At 71.6% G+C, this 17,859-nt stretch carries 15 protein-coding genes and 1 pseudogene; 9 read left to right on the forward strand and 7 right to left on the reverse strand.

Annotated features, from left to right (window positions below):
- Positions 1-141 precede the first annotated feature (141 nt).
- The 5 genes from ACZ4O3_RS18125 to ACZ4O3_RS18145 all read left to right on the forward strand — a co-directional run bounded on the left by ACZ4O3_RS18125 (position 142) and on the right by ACZ4O3_RS18145 (position 4,111).
- Complete coding sequence (locus ACZ4O3_RS18125; protein WP_362731395.1) at positions 142-318, forward strand: hypothetical protein; 177 nt, start codon at positions 142-144, stop codon at positions 316-318.
- A 21-nt stretch (positions 319-339) separates the two neighbouring features.
- A complete protein-coding gene (locus ACZ4O3_RS18130) occupies positions 340-633 on the forward strand; it encodes a Dabb family protein (protein WP_362731393.1) in 294 nt (97 codons plus the stop codon).
- A gap of 212 nt (positions 634-845) precedes the next feature.
- Positions 846-1,733: an RNA polymerase sigma factor SigF gene (locus ACZ4O3_RS18135; protein ID WP_362731391.1), complete on the forward strand. Its 888-nt coding sequence runs from the start codon at positions 846-848 to the stop codon at positions 1,731-1,733.
- Between the two features lie 669 nt (positions 1,734-2,402).
- Entirely contained in the window at positions 2,403-3,317 is a 915-nt protein-coding gene (locus tag ACZ4O3_RS18140) for an RNA polymerase sigma factor SigF (RefSeq protein WP_384990858.1), read from the forward strand.
- Between the two features lie 50 nt (positions 3,318-3,367).
- Positions 3,368-4,111: a hypothetical protein gene (locus tag ACZ4O3_RS18145; RefSeq protein WP_467722946.1), complete on the forward strand. Its 744-nt coding sequence runs from the start codon at positions 3,368-3,370 to the stop codon at positions 4,109-4,111.
- Between the two features lie 114 nt (positions 4,112-4,225).
- Here ACZ4O3_RS18145 and ACZ4O3_RS18150 read toward each other — a convergent pair whose 3' ends face one another.
- The gene (locus ACZ4O3_RS18150) at positions 4,226-4,432 is read right to left on the reverse strand and encodes a hypothetical protein (protein ID WP_362730095.1); all 207 of its coding nucleotides are present in this window, start codon (positions 4,430-4,432) and stop codon (positions 4,226-4,228) included.
- Positions 4,433-4,625: 193 nt separating this feature from the next.
- Here ACZ4O3_RS18150 and ACZ4O3_RS18155 point away from each other — a divergent pair, with 193 nt between their 5' ends.
- The 4 genes from ACZ4O3_RS18155 to ACZ4O3_RS18170 all read left to right on the forward strand — a co-directional run bounded on the left by ACZ4O3_RS18155 (position 4,626) and on the right by ACZ4O3_RS18170 (position 9,231).
- The gene (locus tag ACZ4O3_RS18155; RefSeq protein ID WP_467722948.1) at positions 4,626-5,204 is read left to right on the forward strand and encodes a MarR family winged helix-turn-helix transcriptional regulator; all 579 of its coding nucleotides are present in this window, start codon (positions 4,626-4,628) and stop codon (positions 5,202-5,204) included.
- Between the two features lie 95 nt (positions 5,205-5,299).
- Positions 5,300-7,765: an MFS transporter gene (locus tag ACZ4O3_RS18160; protein ID WP_467723253.1), complete on the forward strand. Its 2,466-nt coding sequence runs from the start codon at positions 5,300-5,302 to the stop codon at positions 7,763-7,765.
- Positions 7,766-7,876: 111 nt separating this feature from the next.
- Complete coding sequence (locus tag ACZ4O3_RS18165; protein WP_362724705.1) at positions 7,877-8,698, forward strand: YceI family protein; 822 nt, start codon at positions 7,877-7,879, stop codon at positions 8,696-8,698.
- A 59-nt stretch (positions 8,699-8,757) separates the two neighbouring features.
- Positions 8,758-9,231 (forward strand): PPOX class F420-dependent oxidoreductase, encoded by a 474-nt coding sequence (locus ACZ4O3_RS18170; RefSeq protein WP_362724702.1) that lies wholly within the window; start codon positions 8,758-8,760, stop codon positions 9,229-9,231.
- On the opposite strand, the gene ACZ4O3_RS18175 is transcribed toward ACZ4O3_RS18170, so the two are convergent.
- From ACZ4O3_RS18175 to ACZ4O3_RS18200, 6 genes and pseudogenes are all read right to left on the reverse strand, one after another.
- Positions 9,228-9,956 (reverse strand): TetR/AcrR family transcriptional regulator, encoded by a 729-nt coding sequence (locus tag ACZ4O3_RS18175; protein ID WP_467723255.1) that lies wholly within the window; start codon positions 9,954-9,956, stop codon positions 9,228-9,230. The genes ACZ4O3_RS18170 and ACZ4O3_RS18175 overlap by 4 nt on opposite strands.
- A gap of 35 nt (positions 9,957-9,991) precedes the next feature.
- Positions 9,992-11,361, reverse strand: a pseudogene (locus ACZ4O3_RS18180) (MFS transporter).
- 87 nt (positions 11,362-11,448) lie between these two features.
- Positions 11,449-13,695 (reverse strand): glycosyltransferase family 39 protein, encoded by a 2,247-nt coding sequence (locus tag ACZ4O3_RS18185; protein ID WP_467722950.1) that lies wholly within the window; start codon positions 13,693-13,695, stop codon positions 11,449-11,451.
- On the reverse strand, positions 13,692-15,179 hold the full coding sequence (locus tag ACZ4O3_RS18190) for a bifunctional glycosyltransferase family 2/GtrA family protein (protein WP_467722952.1): 1,488 nt from the start codon (positions 15,177-15,179) through the stop codon (positions 13,692-13,694). The genes ACZ4O3_RS18185 and ACZ4O3_RS18190 overlap by 4 nt, the downstream gene beginning before the upstream one ends.
- A gap of 14 nt (positions 15,180-15,193) precedes the next feature.
- The gene (locus ACZ4O3_RS18195) at positions 15,194-16,825 is read right to left on the reverse strand and encodes an ATP-binding protein (RefSeq protein WP_467722954.1); all 1,632 of its coding nucleotides are present in this window, start codon (positions 16,823-16,825) and stop codon (positions 15,194-15,196) included.
- On the reverse strand, positions 16,822-17,562 hold the full coding sequence (locus ACZ4O3_RS18200) for a response regulator transcription factor (RefSeq protein WP_362727682.1): 741 nt from the start codon (positions 17,560-17,562) through the stop codon (positions 16,822-16,824). Before ACZ4O3_RS18200 ends, ACZ4O3_RS18195 begins: the two co-directional genes overlap by 4 nt.
- Between the last annotated feature and the right edge of the window lie 297 nt (positions 17,563-17,859).

Here is a 17,859-nt window from a genome sequence, read left to right on the forward strand (position 1 = left end):
CACGCCCCCTGGTCCGGCAACGGGCCGCGACCAGCGGGCCGTTGGCCGCGGAGGGGGGCGTGAAGGTTACACTCGCGGCCGGCAGCAGGGTCCACAGGCTACGCAGACACGCCGGCAGAGGCAGGCACAGGGGAGGCCGCGGTGGCGGTGAATGCCAAGAAGATCGCCACGTACGTGCTCGTGGTCTTCGCGCTCTACGTGATCATTACAGACCCGGCCAAGGCAGCCGATTACGTCCAGATAGGATTCGAGGGCATATCGGACGCGGCCAAGGCCATCGGATCGTTCATGACCTGGCTCGTCGACGGAGCCAAATAGCGCACCACCCCGGGAGCAGCCATGATCCGCCACCTCGTCCTCTTCAAACTCGACGAGGGCGTCGGGCGCGACGATCCGCGGGCCGTCGCGGGCGCCGCGGCCTTCGCCGCGCTCGGCGGCCAGATCGAGGACCTGCGCCACTGGGAGTGCGGCTGGAACATCACCGAGCGCCCCATCGCCCACGACTTCGCGATCAACTCGGCCGTCGAGGACGCGGACGCGCTGAAGCGGTACCTGGAGCACCCGGCCCACCAGGCGGCCGCCGCGCAGTGGCGGGAGTTCGCCACGTGGGTGATCGCGGACTACGAGTTCTGAGCCGTACCGCGCCTCCTCGACGGCCGCGCGACGGCTTCTGGAGACAGGCCCTCCACCGGGAACGGTGGGGGGCTTTTCTGTGGGTTATGCCCCAACTTGCCGACTTTCACTCTCAACACGACGTTATGGGGTGCTTGCGCACGGTGCACATGTCTTGTGATGCTATGACCGCTTTTGACGGATGATTGACCGATGAAGAGGTGGCGTTGACCGTGTCGGCCAGTTCTGCGCCGCCCCAGGAAGAGGCGCCCGCCCCCGCTCCCCCCACTGCCCAGCCTCCCGCCCAAGGAACGGTCCAGCCCCCCGCCCAGGCGCCCGCGCCGCCCCCGGAGAAGCGTCGGGGCGCCGACACCCGGGCGCTGACCCAGGTGCTCTTCGGGCAGCTGAAGGACCTCAAGCCGGGCACGCCGGAGCACAACCGCGTGCGGGCGGCGCTCATCGAGGCGAACCTCCCTCTCGTGCGCTACGCGGCCGCCCGCTTCCGCTCCCGCAACGAGCCGATGGAGGACGTCGTCCAGGTCGGCACCATCGGGCTGATCAACGCCATCGACCGCTTCGACCCGGAACGGGGCGTGCAGTTCCCGACCTTCGCGATGCCGACCGTCGTCGGCGAGATCAAGCGCTACTTCCGGGACAACGTCCGCACCGTGCACGTCCCGCGCCGGCTGCACGAGCTGTGGGTCCAGGTGAACAGCGCGACCGAGGACCTGACCACCGCCTTCGGGCGCTCCCCCTCCACCGCCGAGATCGCCGAACGGCTGCGGATCAGCGAGGAGGAGGTGCTGTCCTGCATCGAGGCCGGCCGGTCGTACCACGCGACCTCCCTGGAGGCCGCCCAGGAGGGCGACGGGCTGCCGGGCCTGCTGGACCGCATCGGCTACGAGGACCCGGCCCTGGACGGTGTGGAACACCGCGACCTGGTCCGCCATCTGCTGGTCCAGCTCCCCGAGCGGGAGCAGCGGATCCTCCTCCTGCGCTACTACAGCAACCTCACCCAGTCGCAGATCAGCGCGGAGCTGGGCGTCTCCCAGATGCACGTCTCCCGCCTCCTGGCCCGCAGCTTCCAGCGACTGCGTTCGGCGAACCGCATCGAGGCCTGACCCACCGCCACCCCTGCCCCGAGTCCCGCGCCGAGCCTCGCCTCGCGGCCCGCCCCCGCACCGCGCACCGCGGGCCGCCCCGGGCCCGCTTCCAGCCCCACGCCACGATCCGCCCCGAAGCCCGCACCGCGCCGCACCGCACCGCGCGACGGCGCCCGGCGAACAGCGCCGAAGCCCGGCCCACCGCCGCGGCCTCTGCCAGGCGCCGCCCCGCACCGCGCCCCCACGGCGCCGCCGGGCCCCACGGCGGCATCCACCCCGCACCCCCGCCCAGCCGCCGGAGGCCGCCAAGCGCGACGGCGCATGCGCCGTCGCGCGGTCCTCCGCACGCACCGGCGCAGCGCCCGCAGGCCGGCCCGTTACCGGTCCGAGACGCGCTTCAGGTGACTTGGCGCGGCCATAACCGCAAGCAGGATCGAGCCATCACCGTCGCGAGCGAATCGCTCACCAGCACACTTCCCGACAGTTGGGGGTCGAAATAACGTCAGACCCCTTGCACGCAGGGCCGATTCGGTTCTTACATGTCGACATGTCACTACAGCGTGTTGCCGACATGTGACATTCTGCGGGAAGCGCGTTTGCCGGGGCTTCGGCTCCGGTATTCAGGTGAAGGCGCCGCTCCTCGTGAGGGGCGTCGCCGCGACCGTCCCGCGACCCAAAGGGGGTGGCATGTCCGCAGACCAGGGCAGCTCGAAGGTGCTTACGCTCACGAAGAGCGAGGCAGCGCCCAAGGAGCTCGACGCCATCGACGTGCTCGACAGCATCGACGGCGCCCCGGCGCTGGAGACCCCTCCGACCCCGGAATCCCCGGTGGCCTCGGGAAACCTCGACACCCGCACCCTGTCCCGCTCCCTGTTCCTGCGTCTCGCCGCACTCGATGAGGACAGCCCCGAGCGTGCCTACGTCCGGGACACCCTGATCGAACTGAACCTCCCCCTCGTGCGCTACGCGGCGGCCCGCTTCCGCAGCCGCAACGAGCCGATGGAGGACATCGTCCAGGTCGGCACCATCGGCCTGATCAAGGCGATCGACCGCTTCGACTGCGAACGGGGCGTGGAGTTCCCGACGTTCGCGATGCCGACGGTCGTCGGCGAGATCAAGCGGTTCTTCCGGGACACCTCCTGGTCGGTGCGCGTCCCGCGCCGGCTCCAGGAGCTGCGCCTGGCCCTCACCAAGGCCAGCGACGAGCTCTCCCAGAAGCTGGACCGCTCCCCGACGGTCACCGAACTGGCCGCGGTCCTCGGTGTGTCCGAGGAGGACGTGGTCGACGGTCTGGCCGTCGGCAACGCGTACACCGCCTCCTCTCTCGACTCCCCGGCCCCCGAGGACGACGGCGGCGAGGGCTCGCTGGCCGACCGCCTCGGCTACGAGGACACGGCCCTGGAGGGCGTCGAGTACCGCGAGTCGCTGAAGCCGCTGCTGGCCAAGCTCCCGCCCCGCGAGCGCCGGATCATCATGCTCCGCTTCTTCGCGAACATGACCCAGTCCCAGATCGGCGAAGAGGTCGGCATCTCCCAGATGCATGTCTCCCGCCTGCTGACCCGCACCCTGGCCCAGCTCCGTGAGGGCCTGATCGCGGACTGAACCGGTTCCGACGGGTTCCTTACTGACGGAGCGTCAGCCACACTGGCGCGATGCTTCTCCGTAGGACACCGAGTGGCCGCCGGGGCGCCGTCACGGCTTCGGCGGCCGCCCTCTGCCTGGCCTCGGCACTCACGGCGTGCGGAGGCGGTGACGGCGGCGGCTATACGGCGGTGGGGGCGGCGGGCGCCACCGCGGGGCCGCCCGGGACGTCGTCGGGACCCACGGGATCGGTGACGCTTGTCCCGCTGGACGGCTCCCCGGCGGGGACGGCGCACAGGTCGCCCCCGGCCGGAGACGGCCCGGCGGACACGGCGGACACGGCGGGCGGACCGGCCGGTCCCGCGGCCCCGACGCCCTCGCCCGGCTCCTCCGGCCACGACGACACCCGGCCCCGACAGTCCGCTCCGCCGGCACCGGACCCGTCACGGCCGTCCGCCACTTCACCGACCGGCGCCCCAACCGGCACCGCCCCACCCGGCCACACCTCGCCCGCCGCCCTCACCTGGAGCGCCCCCACCCGCGAGCCCACGGACAAACGGTGGTGCGAGAAGGTGACGGTCGAGTTCCGCAACTCGGGCGGCACGGCGGTCCGTTCCGGCACGGTCACGCTCGGCACGCACATCATCGGTCTGCTGGGCATCGACTGGGCGACGATCGGATCGACACGGCCCGTGCCGGCCCCGGTCGCGGCCGGCGCCCGTACGAGCGCGACCTGGACGATCTGCGTGGACGACTGGCGCGTGCCCCTGGGCATGCACATCGAGACCCGGGTCGTGACGGTCGACTGGAACTGAGCCGGCGGATCCGTACGGGCACGACGAAAGCCCGGGGCAGCGGACCCCGGGTGCTTCGTCGCGCCGCCGCCCCGGCCCTCGTACCGCCCGAGGGGCCGAGCGGGCGGCGGGTGACTACTTGAGTGCCAGCCAGGCCACCGCCGCGACCACGACCACCACGGCGACGACGCCGAGGATCAGGCCGATGCGGGGGCCGCCGGAGGCGGTGGAGGGGGACGCCGTCTGCTGGGAGGTCTGCGGGGCCTCGTCGACGAACGCGCGGAACATCTGGGTGCTGCCGGCGGGGTCGTAGTTGCCCTGCGGGCCCTGGGTGTTAGCCATGCCCCGAGACACTAGCGAATCCGGTGGTCCGGCCCAAGTGGGGGGCCGCCCCGAAGTGCAAGCCGCCCCACCTGGGTGTTTACGATCGCAATACTTGTCTTTGCCAAGTTTTTGTCCCCATTGCCGCCCGCTTATTTGCCTGTGGCAACCAAGCATTCTATGGTTGCCCCAAGCAACGAATACGGGAGGTGTGATGGCGGAGCAGGCGCAGTTCGAGGAGCTGGCGCGTCAGCTCAGCGCCGTCGGAGCTGTGAAGCGGGACCTCGCGCGGATCCTGCCGCACGACTGCCCGGCCGGTTCCGCGGCCGTGCTGACGCTGCTCGGCCGCTATGGATCCATGCGCATGAGCAAGCTCGCCGAGCTGCTCGCCGTGGACATGTCCGTGACCAGCAGGCACGTGGCGCATGTCGCCGAACGCGGCTGGATCGAGCGGTCCCCCGATCCGGCGGACAAGCGGTCCCGCATCCTGCGCCTCACCCCCGCGGGCGAGGCGACGCTGCGGGACCTGTCCCGGCGCAGCACCGAGCTGCTGACCGAGCGGCTGGGCGACTGGAGCGACGAGGAGGTCGACCACCTGATCCGGCTGATGACCCGGCTCCGGGACAGCTTCGGTGACTGCCGGACCGCCGTCGCCCATCCGCGTCCGGCCACGGCGGGCCCGGCCGAGCCGCTCCCGGTGGCCGCGAAGGCCGCCGCCACGGCCCCGGTCGGCTCCGCCGCCCGCGCCCCCACCACCCCCGTACTCGAACCGACCACCCGTACACCCGCGTAAGACGTAAGAAAAGGAAGCCCATGGCAACGACCACACCAGCCGGTGTGCGGGCCCATGCAAAGCACGGGGGAGGCTCCGTCGAGCAGGCCGCCCCGATGACACACCGGCAGATCATGGAAGCGATATCCGGGCTGCTGCTCGGCATGTTCGTCGCGATCCTGTCCTCCACGATCGTCACCAACGCCCTGCCGCACATCATCACCGACCTGGGCGGCGGCCAGTCCGCCTACACCTGGGTCGTCACGGCGGCCCTGCTGTCGATGACCGCGGCCACCCCGCTGTGGGGCAAGCTCGCCGACCTGTACAACAAGAAGGCGCTCGTCCAGATCGCCCTGGTCATCTACGTCCTGGGATCCGCGGCCGCCGGTCTGTCGCAGAACGCCGGCATGCTGATCGCCTGCCGTGTCGTCCAGGGCATCGGCGTCGGCGGTCTGTCGGCGCTCGCCCAGATCGTCATGGCCGCGATGATCTCGCCGCGTGAGCGCGGCCGTTACTCCGGCTACCTCGGTGCCACCTTCGCCGTCGCCACCGTCGGCGGCCCGCTGCTCGGCGGTGTCATCACCGACACCTCGTGGCTGGGCTGGCGCTGGTGCTTCTACGTCGGCGTCCCCTTCGCCGTCGTCGCGCTGATCGTGCTGCAGAAGACCCTGCACCTGCCCGTGGTCAAGCGTGAGGTCAAGGTCGACTGGGCCGGCGCGTTCTTCGTCGCCGCCGCCGTCTCGCTGCTGCTGGTCTGGGTCACCTTCGCCGGTGACAAGTACGACTGGATCTCCTGGCAGACGTACGCGATGATCGGTGGCGCGATCGTCCTCGGTCTGATCTTCATCCTGGTCGAGTCGAAGGCCAAGGAACCGATCATCCCGCTGCGGCTGTTCCGCAACCGCACCATCACCCTGGCCTCGCTGGCCTCCCTGTTCGTCGGTGTCGCGATGTTCACCGGCACGGTCTTCTTCAGCCAGTACTTCCAGCTGGCCCGCGACAAGTCCCCGACGATGTCCGGCGTGCTGACCATCCCGATGATCGGCGGCCTGTTCGTCTCCTCCACCGTCTCCGGGCAGTTCATCACCCGTACCGGCCGCTGGAAGGCCTGGCTGGTCAGCGGCGGCGTGCTCGTGACGGCCGGCCTCGGCCTGCTCGGGACCATCCGGTACGACACGGCGTACTGGAAGATGGCGATCTTCATGGCGCTGCTGGGCCTCGGCATCGGCATGATGATGCAGAACCTGGTGCTCTGCACGCAGAACCAGGTCGAACCCTCCGACCTCGGCTCGGCCAGCTCCACGGTCACCTTCTTCCGTTCCCTCGGCGGTGCGGTCGGCGTCTCGGCGCTGGGCGCGTTGATGGCCCACCGGATCACGCACTACGTGACCGAGGGCGCCGCCGGCCTCCCGCACAAGTACCAGGCCGCGCTGGCCGGTTCCAGCTCGTCCAGCGACAGCATCCCGGACCTGGGCAAGCTGCCGGTCCCGCTGCGCACCCTCTTCCAGAGCGCCTACGGCCACGGCATCGCCGACGTCTTCCTGATCGCCGGCTGCCTCGCGGCCCTCGCGTTCCTGATCACCCTGTTCATCAAGGAGGTCCCGTTGCGGACCAAGGGCGCGCTCGCCCAGGCGGCCGCCGCCGAGCAGGGCATCGAGGCCGCACCGGCCGCCGCTGCCGCCGCCGTGCCGGCTCCCGCCGAGGAGACGGTCCCCAGCTGGGCCGCCCCGGTCGTCAGCGGCACGGACACCGCCACGGAGGCCACCCGGCAGTTCGCCGCCGTGGCGACCATCGCCGCCCCCGAGCAGTCGGCGGGCTCCGTCGGTGTCCCGGTGCACGGCTTCGTGCGCGGCGCCGAGAGCGCCCCGGTCGCCCAGGCCGCGGTCACCCTCATCTCGCTCTCCGGCCGCCAGCTGGGCCGTGCGGTCGCGGGCCACGACGGCTCCTACCGCCTGGACGCCCCCGGCGCGGGTTCCTACGTGCTGATCGCCTCCGCCGACGGCTACCAGCCGCAGGCCTCCACCGTCCTGGTGGGCGAGGACTCGCTGCCGTACGACATCCTGCTCAGCGGCACCAGCGGGCTGAGCGGTGTGGTGCGCGGTGCGGGCAGCGCGCTGCCGGTCAAGGACGCGATGGTGATCGTCACCGACGTGCGCGGTGACCTGCTGGCCACCGCGGCCAGCGGTGAGCAGGGCCAGTTCGCCTTCGGCGACCTGGTGCCGGGTGTGGTGACGGTCGCGGTGAACGCGGCCGGGTACCGTCCTCGCGCGCTGCCGGTCCAGATCGGCACCACCGGGGTCACCCGGATCGAGGTCGACCTGGACGCCGGCGCCCAGCTCCAGGGTGTGGTGAGGGCCCCGCACGGGCCGCTGGCCGATGCCCGCGTCACCCTTGTGGACGCGGCCGGCAACGTGGTCGGCACGTCCACCACCGGCCTGGACGGCGCGTACGCCTTCGCCGACCTGGACGGCGGCGACTACACCGTGATCGCGACGGGCTACCCGCCGGTCGCCACCGCCCTGAACGTCACCGGCGCCGGTGTCGACGGGCACGACATCGAACTCTCCCACCCTGGCGAGTAGTTCGTCCCGGCCCGGGGCAGCGATGGTTCATCGGCTGCCCCGGGCCGTCGCAATCTGCACAATTTATAGGCCTTTTCACTCCTCCAGATCGGTTTTCAGGGAGAATTCGGGATGGGACTCACCGCCAGGATCCGCACCCGGGACGGATGGGCCGTGTCGCACGCGGTCGTCACGGTGACCGACATGACCGGCACGCAGGTGCTGCGCGTCGAGGCGGACGAGGAGGGCACGGTGCGGGACCCGAACCCGCTCGCGCCCGGGTCGTACACCGTCATCGTCACCGCCGTGGGCTACGCGCCCGCCGCCTCCAGCGCCATCGTCACCGCCGGCGGCCGGGCCGAGATCGGCAAGGTCACGCTCGCCCGGCAGGGCGGCACCGAGCTGCCGCCGCCCGGCCCGTGGACCGTCGACCCGGCGCACTCCACCGTCGCCGCGGTCGCCCAGCACCTGGGCATCTCCAGTGTCCGCGGCCGTTTCACGGACTTCACCGCGGCCATCGAGATCGCGCCCGACGACGTCACCAAGTCCCGCGTCCAGGCCGTCATCCGGGCCGCCTCCATCGACACCGGCAACGGCACGCGCGACACGCATCTGCGCTCGGCCGACTTCCTGGACGTCGAGCGGTACCCCGAGCTGACGTACACCTCGACGGGGCTGACGGTGGCCGGCTCCGACCGCTGGACGGTCCACGGCGAGCTGGCCATGCGCGGGGTCGTACGCCCCGTCGACCTGCACCTCGCCTACCTCGGCACCGGCGCCGACCCCTGGGGCGGCACCCGGGCCGCGTTCCGGGCGACGGCCGAGCTGCATCGCGAGGACTTCGCGATGAACTACAACCAGGTCGTCCAGGCGGGCATCGCCGCCATCGGTACGACCCTCAAGGTCGAGCTGGAGATCCAGGCGGTGCAGGGCGAATCCCTGCCGCAGGCGTAGGACCGGCAGGGACAGGCAGCGACCGGGCGGGGCGGTGCCCGGCGGCCTAGGCTGACGTCATGGCACCGAACATCGCGACGAACACCGCCGTCTCCCTCGACGAACTGCTGGACTTCGTACGGCCCCGCCACCGCGCGATCCTGCTCACGCGCCGTGCCGACGGCAGCCCCCAGGGGTCACCGCTGGCGTGCGGGGTCGACGACTCCGGGCGGATCGTGGCCTCCACGTACCCCGAGCGGGCCAAGACCCGCAACGCCAAGCGGGACGAGCGCGTCAGCGTGATCGTCCTGAGCGACGACTGGGACGGGCCGTGGGTCCAGATCGACGGCACCGCGGAGGTGATCGACTCGCCGGAGTCGGTGGAGCCGCTGGTGGAGTACTACCGGAACATCGCCGGGGAGCATCCGGACTGGGACGAGTACCGGGCGGCAATGGTGAAGCAGGGCAAGTCGATCATCCGGGTCACCCCGCAGAGGTGGGGTCCGGTGGCCACCGGCGGCTTCCCGGCGCGGCTGGCCACGCCGGAGGCCTAGCGAGTCACCTTCGCCTCGATTCCCGCGATCAGCAGGTCCAGGGCGAAGGTGAAGTCCCTGTCCAGCATCTCGGCGACCGTGTCGCCGCCTCTGGCCGCCATGAGGTCCGCCGATTCCTCGATGATGGCGGCCGGGCCCGGGACCTCGGTCACCGCGGTCATCGCGGTGTTGAAGTACTCGTCCGCGGTCATGCCGGCCGCCGCCACCCGCTCCGCGAAGTGCCCCTCGATGGTGCCGTAGCCGTAGACGAACTGGAAGACGGCCGAGATCGCGCCGGTCACCCCGTGTGCGGGCAGGCCGGCGCGGCGGACGACCTGCTGGACCGCCCGGGAGAAGGCCAGCGAGTGCGGGCCGATGTTCAGGTAGCGGCCGGCCAGCGGGGAGAGCCAGGGGTGGCGGACCAGCAGCGCGCGGTACTCCGTGGCCAGCGCCCGTAGTTGGTCCCGCCAGCCGTCTTCGGCCGGCTCCGGCAGGCGCAGTTCACCGAAGGCCGCGTCGAGGGCGAGTTCCAGCAGGTCGTCCTTGGTGTCGACGTACCAGTACACGGACATGGCGGTCACCTTGAGCTCGGCCGCCAGGCGCCGCATGGAGAACTTGTCGAGCCCGTCGGAGTCCAGGAGCCGGACGGTGGCGGAGGTGATGCGGGCCCGGTCGAGACCGGACGGCTGACCGCTACGACTGCCCTTGCCGGCCTTCTCCCCCAGCCACACACTGGCCCGCGCCATCGCGGCCTCCTCCTCGACGATCACTTCCGACGATGCTACGGCCGCAACACCCCCCAAGCGACATTCCTCTCCGCCTTCCTGAGCAGCCCCGCCGCCACGAACCCCCCGGTCACCATGGCGACCGCGCCCACCAACTGCCCGGCCCCGAGCCCCGCCGACAGCGACTTCCCCGACGCCACCCAGGAGGTCAGCACCTGCCCAGCACGGCCACCCCCAGCCCGTTCGCGAACTCCGCCAGCGTGCCGTTGATCCCGGCGCCCACCCCGGCCCTCTCCGGAGGGATCGCGCTCATGACGGCGTGCGCCATGGCCGGGTTGGCGATCGCGCACCCCGCTCCGATCAGCAGCAGACCGAGCAGCGTGCCGCCGTACCCGCTCGAATCGACTACGGCGATGGAGACCAGCCCGAGCGAGATCAGCAGTATCCCCAGGGCTACCGCCACCGGCGTACCCAGCCTGGCCGCCCACCTGGCCGACAGGCCCGAGAAGTTGAGGGCGACGACCGTGAGTGCGAGCGGCGCCGTGCGCAGGCCGGCCTCCAACGGGCCGTAGCCGAGGACGAACTGCAGGTGCTGGGTGAGCAGGAAGAGCGCGCCGCCCATGCCGAAGGTGATGAGCACCGCGCCCGCGACGGCACCCGTGAAGCGGCGGTCACGGAAGAAGCGGGCGCCGAGCATCGGGTGGGGGATCCGGTTCTCCCAGTACGCGAACAGGGACAGGGCCGCCGCCGCCACGGCCGCCGCGCCCAGTACCCGCGCCGACGTCCAGCCGTGCGAGGGGCCGGAGATGACCGCGAAGACCGGTGCGGCCATGCCGATCGTGGAGAGCAGCGCGCCGAGGAGGTCGGGGCGGTCGCCCTGCGGGTTCTTCGACTCCGGGACCAGGACGACGACCGCCACCGGGGCCAGCGCCGCGACCGGGAGGTTGATCAGGAAGACCGCGCCCCACCAGAAGTGGTCGAGCACGAACCCGCCGATCAGCGGCCCGGCCGCGAAGCCCAGCGCGTTGACGGCGCTCCAGACGCCGATGGCCTTGGGCTGTTCGTCCCGGGCGAAGATCTGCATCACCACGGCCAGGGTCGTGGTGAGCAGCAGTGCGCCGCCCGCGCCCATGCCGGCTTGTGCGGCGACCAGTTGGGCCGCGGAGCCGGCCAGGCCCGCGGCCAGCGAGCCCGCGCCGAACAGGACGAGTCCCGTGATCAGCGTCCTCCTGCGGCCGTAGCGGTCGGCCGCGCTGCCCGCGGTGAGCAGCAGGCCGGACTGGACGAGCGAGTACGCGTTGATCATCCACTGGACGTCCGCGGTGGCCGCGTGCAGCTCCCGGGTGAGGGAGGGGATGGCCACGTTCAGAACGGTGTTGTCGAGCAGCACGGTGAGCTGCGCCAGACAGATCACGCCGAGGATCAGCCAGCCCTGAGGGTGGCCCCCGAGAAGTCATGTTGTACACCGTAGGAGGATTCCTGTACGGCGTACAACATGATTCCCGGGCCGCTGTCAGCCCGCGCTCGCCTGCTGCGTCAGGTCGTAGAAGGTGGACGAACCGACCGTCACCTTCTTGAAGTTCTTCTCGACCCACGCGGTGATCTGCGCGGACGTGCCGCTGCTGCTGCCGACGCCGGTGCCGGTGCCGGTGCCGGTGCCGGAGGAGACGAAGTAGTGGATCCTGCCGTCCGCCACGTACTTCTTGAACTGGGCCGGCGTCGGGGACGGGTCGGTGCCGTTGAAGCCACCGATCGCCATCACCGAGTCGTCGGTGGCCAGCTGGTAGCTCGCCGCGTTCTGGGCGCCGATGGCCGCCGCGACCCAGGTGTACTCGGACGCGTCCTTCTGCAGGAGCCCCTTGGCCTCGGAGCTGACGGCCGCGCCGTTCAGCAGGCCGCCGGCTCCTCCGCCGCCGCCCATGCCGCCGCCTTCGCCCATCCGGACGCCGCCCGGGAAACCGTTGCCGTTCTGGCCCTGGCCCTGGCCCTGGCCCTGCTGGTTCTGGCCCGGCATGCCGCCGCCCGTGCCACCTCCGGGGAAGCCGCCGGTGCCGTTGCCCCCACCCGGGAAGCCGTTCTGGCCCTGCTGGTTCGGGCCGCCCTGGCCGCCCTGGCCGAAGCCACCACGGCCGCCGCCGGGACCGCCACCCCCGCCGAAGCCCATCACGCTCGCGCCCGCCGGACCCGCCGTCGGGATGGAGCCGGTGTGCGCGGAGCCGACCGTGCTGAGGGTGTACGCCGTCGGGCCCGCCAGCGCGGCCACCAGGCCCACCGCCGCCGCCCCGAGGGCGAGCCGGCGGCTGATCCGGGCGGCGAAGACCAGACCGAGCGCGGCGGTCAGACCGCCGACCAGCACCAGCCACTTCAGCCAGGGCAGGTAGGCGGAGGTGCGGTCGAGGAGCACGTACCCCCAGACCGCGGCCGAGACCACGGCGGCGGCGAGGGTGATCGACGCCCACAGCTCGGCGCGCTTCTCCCACAGCAGCCCCGCGCCCATGCCGGTCACGGCGGCGAGGTAGGGGGCGAGGGCGACCGTGTAGTACTGATGGAAGATACCCGCCATGTAGCTGAAGACCACCATGGTGATCAGCAGCGAGCCGCCCCAGACCAGGAACGAGGCCCGGGTCACCGAGGTCCGGCGCAGCCGGCGCGTCGCCACCAGGCCCGCGACCAGCAGGATCAGCGCGGCCGGGAGCAGCCAGGAGATCTGACCGCCGATCTCGGAGTCGAACATCCGGTCCCAGCCGGTGGCACCCCACTGCCCGGAGCCGGTGCCGCCGCCACCGCCGCCGACGCTGCCGGTCTCGTCGCCGCTGAGGCGGCCGAGGCCGTTGTAGCCGAAGGTCAGCGACAGGAAACTGTTGTCCTGCGAACCGCCGATGTAGGGGCGGGAGGAGGCCGGCCACAGCTCGACGACCGCCACCCACCAGCCGCCCGAGACGATCAGCGCGCCGGTCGCGAGCGCCAACTGGCCGGTCCGCTTCCGCAGCGTGTGCGGGCCGACGGCCGCGTACACGAAGGCCAGCGGGGGCAGGATCAGGAAGGCCTGCAGGGTCTTGGCGAGGAAGGCGAACCCGATCGCCACGCCCGCCCGCACCAGCCACTTCGTCTTGCCGTCCTCGACCGCGCGGACCACGAAGTAGCAGGCCAGCGCCATCAGCAGGGCCAGCATCGCGTCCGGGTTGTCGAACCGGAACATCAGCGCCGCGACCGGGGTGAGCGCGAGCACGGCGCCCGCGACCAGACCGGCCGCGGGGCTGAACCGGCGCCGCACGGAGGCGTACACGACCGCGACCGCGGCGACGCCCATGAGGACCTCGGGGCCGAGGATCGTCCAGGAGTTCAGGCCGAAGATCCGGGCCGCGATCTCCATCGGCCACAGGAACGCCGAGGGCTTGTCGACGGTGATCGCGTTGCCCGCGTCCAGCGAGCCGAAGAACATCGCCTTCCAGCTCTTGGTGCCCGCCTGGACGGCGGCCGAGTAGAACGAGTTGGAGTACCCGTTCGCGCTCAGGTCGTAGAAGTAGAGCACCGCGGTGACGAGCAGCAGGCCGAGGAAGGCCGGGCGCGCCCAGCGGGGGTCCTCGGGGCGGCCGCGCCACAGTCTGCGGGCGAAGGGCTGCCCGGGCTCGCCCGAGCCCGGCCGCGGCACCGGCCCGGCGGGAACGTCCTGGACGTCCGGCGCGTGCCGGGGCACCGGGGGGGCTTCGGGGGACGGGCCCCACGCGGCGGTCGGACGGCCGGTGTGGGTGCTGCTCATCGGGGACCCCCCGGATCGGTGTCATGGGGGCGCACCGGCTGCACCTGCGTGGTGGCGTCCCTCCAGGTGCCGTCCGCGGCTTCGTCGGCGCGGAGCCGGGTGGTCATGCCGGCGCCCTGGGCGCAGGGCGGGTGCGCCGGCCGCTGCGGGAGCGGACCCTGCGACTGGTGTCCGCCGGGGACCGCGGTGTACGTCGGTGACGACGGGTTGTGCGCGGCCGGCACCGTGGAGGAGGCCTCCCGGCTGCCGTCCCGGTCCGGGAAGACCCAGGCGCGGAAGAGCAGGAAGCGCAGGACGGTCGCGGCGAGGTTGGCGGCGACCAGCACCGCCAGTTCGGTGGAGTGCGCGGGGTCGCTGCTCGCCGCGTTCAGGGCGGCGAGCGAACCGCTGGTCAGCGCCAGGCCGATACCGAAGACGACCAGGCCCTGCGCCTGGTGCCGGACCGCCCCGCCCCGGCCGCGCACCCCGAAGGTCAGGCGCCGGTTGGCGGCCGTGTTGGCCACCGCCGACACCAGCAGCGCGAGCGCGTTGGCGATCTGCGAACCGGAGAACTCCCGGAAGAGGCTGTAGAGGACCAGGTAGAAGAGGGTCGACAGCGCGCCGACCACGCAGAAGCCGACCAGTTGACGGGCCAGCCCCGTCGGCACGTCCTGGATGTCGCGGTCGCGCGGGTCGTCACCGAACGGGCGGGCGATCCGGTCCAGCGGCAGCGAACCGGTGGCCAGCGCCTTGCCGACCCGCCACACGCCCCTGAGGTCGTCGGTGGCCGTCTTCACGAGGTGCACCGTCGAGTCCGGGTCGTCGACCCAGTCGACCGGCACCTCGTGGATGCGCAGGCCCGCGCGCTCGGCGATCACCAGCATCTCGGTGTCGAAGAACCAGCCGGTGTCCTCGACCATCGGCAGCAGCACCCGCGCGACATCGCGCCGGATCGCCTTGAAGCCGCACTGCGCGTCCGAGAAGCGGGCCTGCAGCGAGCCGCGCAGGATCAGGTTGTACGAGCGGCTGATGAACTCCCGCTTGGCGCCGCGCACCACGCGTGACGAGCGGGCCAGCCGGGAACCGATCGCCAGGTCGGAGTGGCCGGAGATGAGCGGCGCCACCAGGGGCAGCAGCGCGTTCAGGTCGGTCGACAGGTCCACGTCCATGTAGGCGAGGACCGGTGCGTCCGAGGCCGACCAGACGGTCCGCAGCGCACGTCCGCGGCCCTTCTGCTCCAGCCGGAACGACGTGACCTCGGCCAGCTCCGCCTCAAGTCGCCTCGCCACCTGGGGAGTGGTGTCCGTGGACGCGTTGTCCGCGACGGTGATGCGGAACGCGTACGGGAAGGTGCGCTTGAGGTGGTCTTGCAGTCTGATGACGCATGGGCCGAGGTCCTTCTCCTCGTTGTAGACGGGGATCACTACGTCCAGGACAGGCGTGCCGGCGTCTCCGGCCGGGAGGTGCTCCCGCGCCGGCAGGGTGCCGGAAGAGTCGGTTCGCATGGGAACGACTCTGGTCAGGCGCCCTGTTGCACCCATGTGGTGGCACTGTGCTGGGCCTGTGAGTGCGATTGCCAGTTCGTTTCGGGGTCCGGCTGCGGGGCCGCGGGGGCGAGCGCGGGCAGGTAGAGGGTGAACACCGTGCAGCCGGGGACGCTGTCCACGGTGACGGCACCGCCGTGCGCGGACGCGACGGCCTGCACGATGGCGAGCCCCAGACCGGTGGACCCGCTGGACCGCGAGCGCGCGGAGTCGCCGCGCGCGAACCGCTCGAAGACGTGCGGCAGGAGCTCCGGCGGAACGCCCTGCCCGTTGTCCTCGACGTCCACGCACAGCCAGGGCCCGCGGCGCTGGATGCGGGCGGTGACGGTGGTCCCCGGCGGGGTGTGCTTGCGCGCGTTGCCGAGCAGGTTGACCAGCACCTGCTGGATCCGGGCCGAGTCGGCGGCCACCAGGGCCGGTTCGTCGGGCAGGTCGAGGCGCCAGTTGTGGTCCATGCCGGCCGCGCGCGAGTCGCTGATGGTGTCGACGACGAGCGGGATGAGGTCGGTGTGCTCGAACTGCAGCGGGCGGCCCGCGTCCAGCCGGGCGAGCAGCAGCAGGTCCTCGACCAGGAGGGTCATCCGGCCGGCCTCGGACTCGATACGGCCGAGGGCGTGCCGGGTGTCGGGCCCGACCTCCTCCCGGCCCCGCCGGGTCAGTTCGGCGTAGCCGCGGATGGAGGCGAGCGGGGTGCGCAGCTCGTGGCTGGCGTCGGCGACGAACTGCCGTACCCGCATCTCGCTCTGCTGGCGGGCGTGCAGGGCGCCGTGCACGTGGTTGAGCATGCGGTTGAGCGCGGCGCCGACCTGGCCGACCTCGGTGTGCGGGTCGCACTCCGCCTCCGGGACCCGCTCGCTGAGGTTGACCTCGCCGGTGTGCAGGGGGAGTTCGGAGACGCGGGTGGCGGTGCTGGCGACCCTGCGCAGCGGGCGGGTCGCCACGCCGACCATGACGGTGCCGGCGAGGCAGGCGGCGATCAGACCGGAGAGGGTGAGGCTGATCTCGACGATGATCAGGGTGTTGATCGTGCCGTCCACGTCGGAGGTCGGGATGCCGACGTAGAAGGTGCCGTTGTTGCCCACGACGTACTGGACCTGGTAGGTGCCGAGGCCCGGGAGGTCGACCGTGTGCGCCCGCTGGTCCTGGGAGACGGAACCGAGGGCCTTGATCTGGGCCTCGTCGAGATCCTCGGGGGTCATCTGGGTGAAGCCGGCGGAGTTGTTCTCCTTGGTGCCGACCTTGCCGCTGGTGATCGACCCGTTCTCGACCTGGGCCGCGACGGTCCGCTGCGGCTGCGGCCCCTGGGTGACGAAGTCGCCGAGGCCCTTCGTCTGCTTCGGCTTGAGGGTGGGGACGTTGCCGCCCGGGGGGTCGCCCTTGCCGTCGAAGCCGCCCACGGGTCCGCCGGCCGCGCGCAGCGCGACCTCGCGCAGGTTGCCGTTCAGCTGCCCGTACAGGTGGTCGCGCAGCACCAGGGTGGTGACGGTCCCGATCACCGCGCAGACCACGGCGATCAGGGTCACGGACACGACGACGAGCCGGGTCCGCAGTGTGCGCGGCTGACCTACCAGTCGCTTCTGCGCCCGCGGCCGTCGTCGCCCGCTCATGACGCGGCGGGCTTGATCAGATAACCGGCCCCACGCCGGGTGTGGATCATCGGCTCCCGGCCTGCGTCTATCTTCCTGCGCAGGTACGAGATGTAGAGCTCGACCACATTGGCCTGTCCGCCGAAGTCGTAGGACCACACACGGTCCAGGATCTGGGCCTTGCTGAGCACGCGCCGCGGGTTGCGCATGAGGAAGCGCAGCAGCTCGAACTCGGTGGCGGTGAGGTGGATCGAGTCACCCGCCCGCGAGACCTCGTGGCTGTCCTCGTCCAGGGTGAGGTCGCCGACGACGAGCACCGACTCCGACCGGCGGTCGGCGGCGCCCGAGCGGCGGATCAGCCCGCGCAGCCGTGCCACGACCTCTTCGAGGCTGAAGGGTTTGGTGACGTAGTCGTCGCCGCCCGCGGTGAGACCGGCGATCCGGTCCTCCACCGCGTCCTTCGCGGTGAGGAACAGCACCGGCACGTCGGGCAGTTCGCGCCGCAGGCGACCGAGAACGGCGAGGCCGTCCATGTCGGGCAGCATCATGTCGAGGACGACGGCGTCGGGCCGGAACTCCCGGGCGGTCTGGACGGCACCCGTGCCGTCACCCGCGCTCCTGATCTGCCAGCCCTCGTAACGCAGGGCCATGGAAAGGAGTTCGGTGATCGACAGCTCGTCGTCCACCACAAGCACTCGGACGGGGCTCCCGTCCGGCCTCAGCAGTTCGGTGCGCCCCTGGGGCGAGGTCGTGGTCATGGCGGACACCTTGTCGGGGTCCTCTGAGAACACGCTTTCGGCAATCTGTGTTTTCCCTGAGAAACACACAGGTACCTCTCAGGGAACGCCTGGGAGTCCCCTCACCCACGCACGGAACCGTACCCGTGCCCGCCCTCCGGGCTGTGCGGACCGTGTACGTCCGGTGTGCGTCCCGGCCCGCCGACGAGACCTCGGCGAACCGCTGGTGAGAGCGTAACGGGGCGGCCCGCGCAGCGCCTGCCGGACGGCTCCGGACTACTCCTGGCGGTCCTCGGCAGGTCCGTTCCGGGTGTCCGC

It is taken from the genome of Streptomyces sp. NPDC026515, assembly GCF_055567595.1.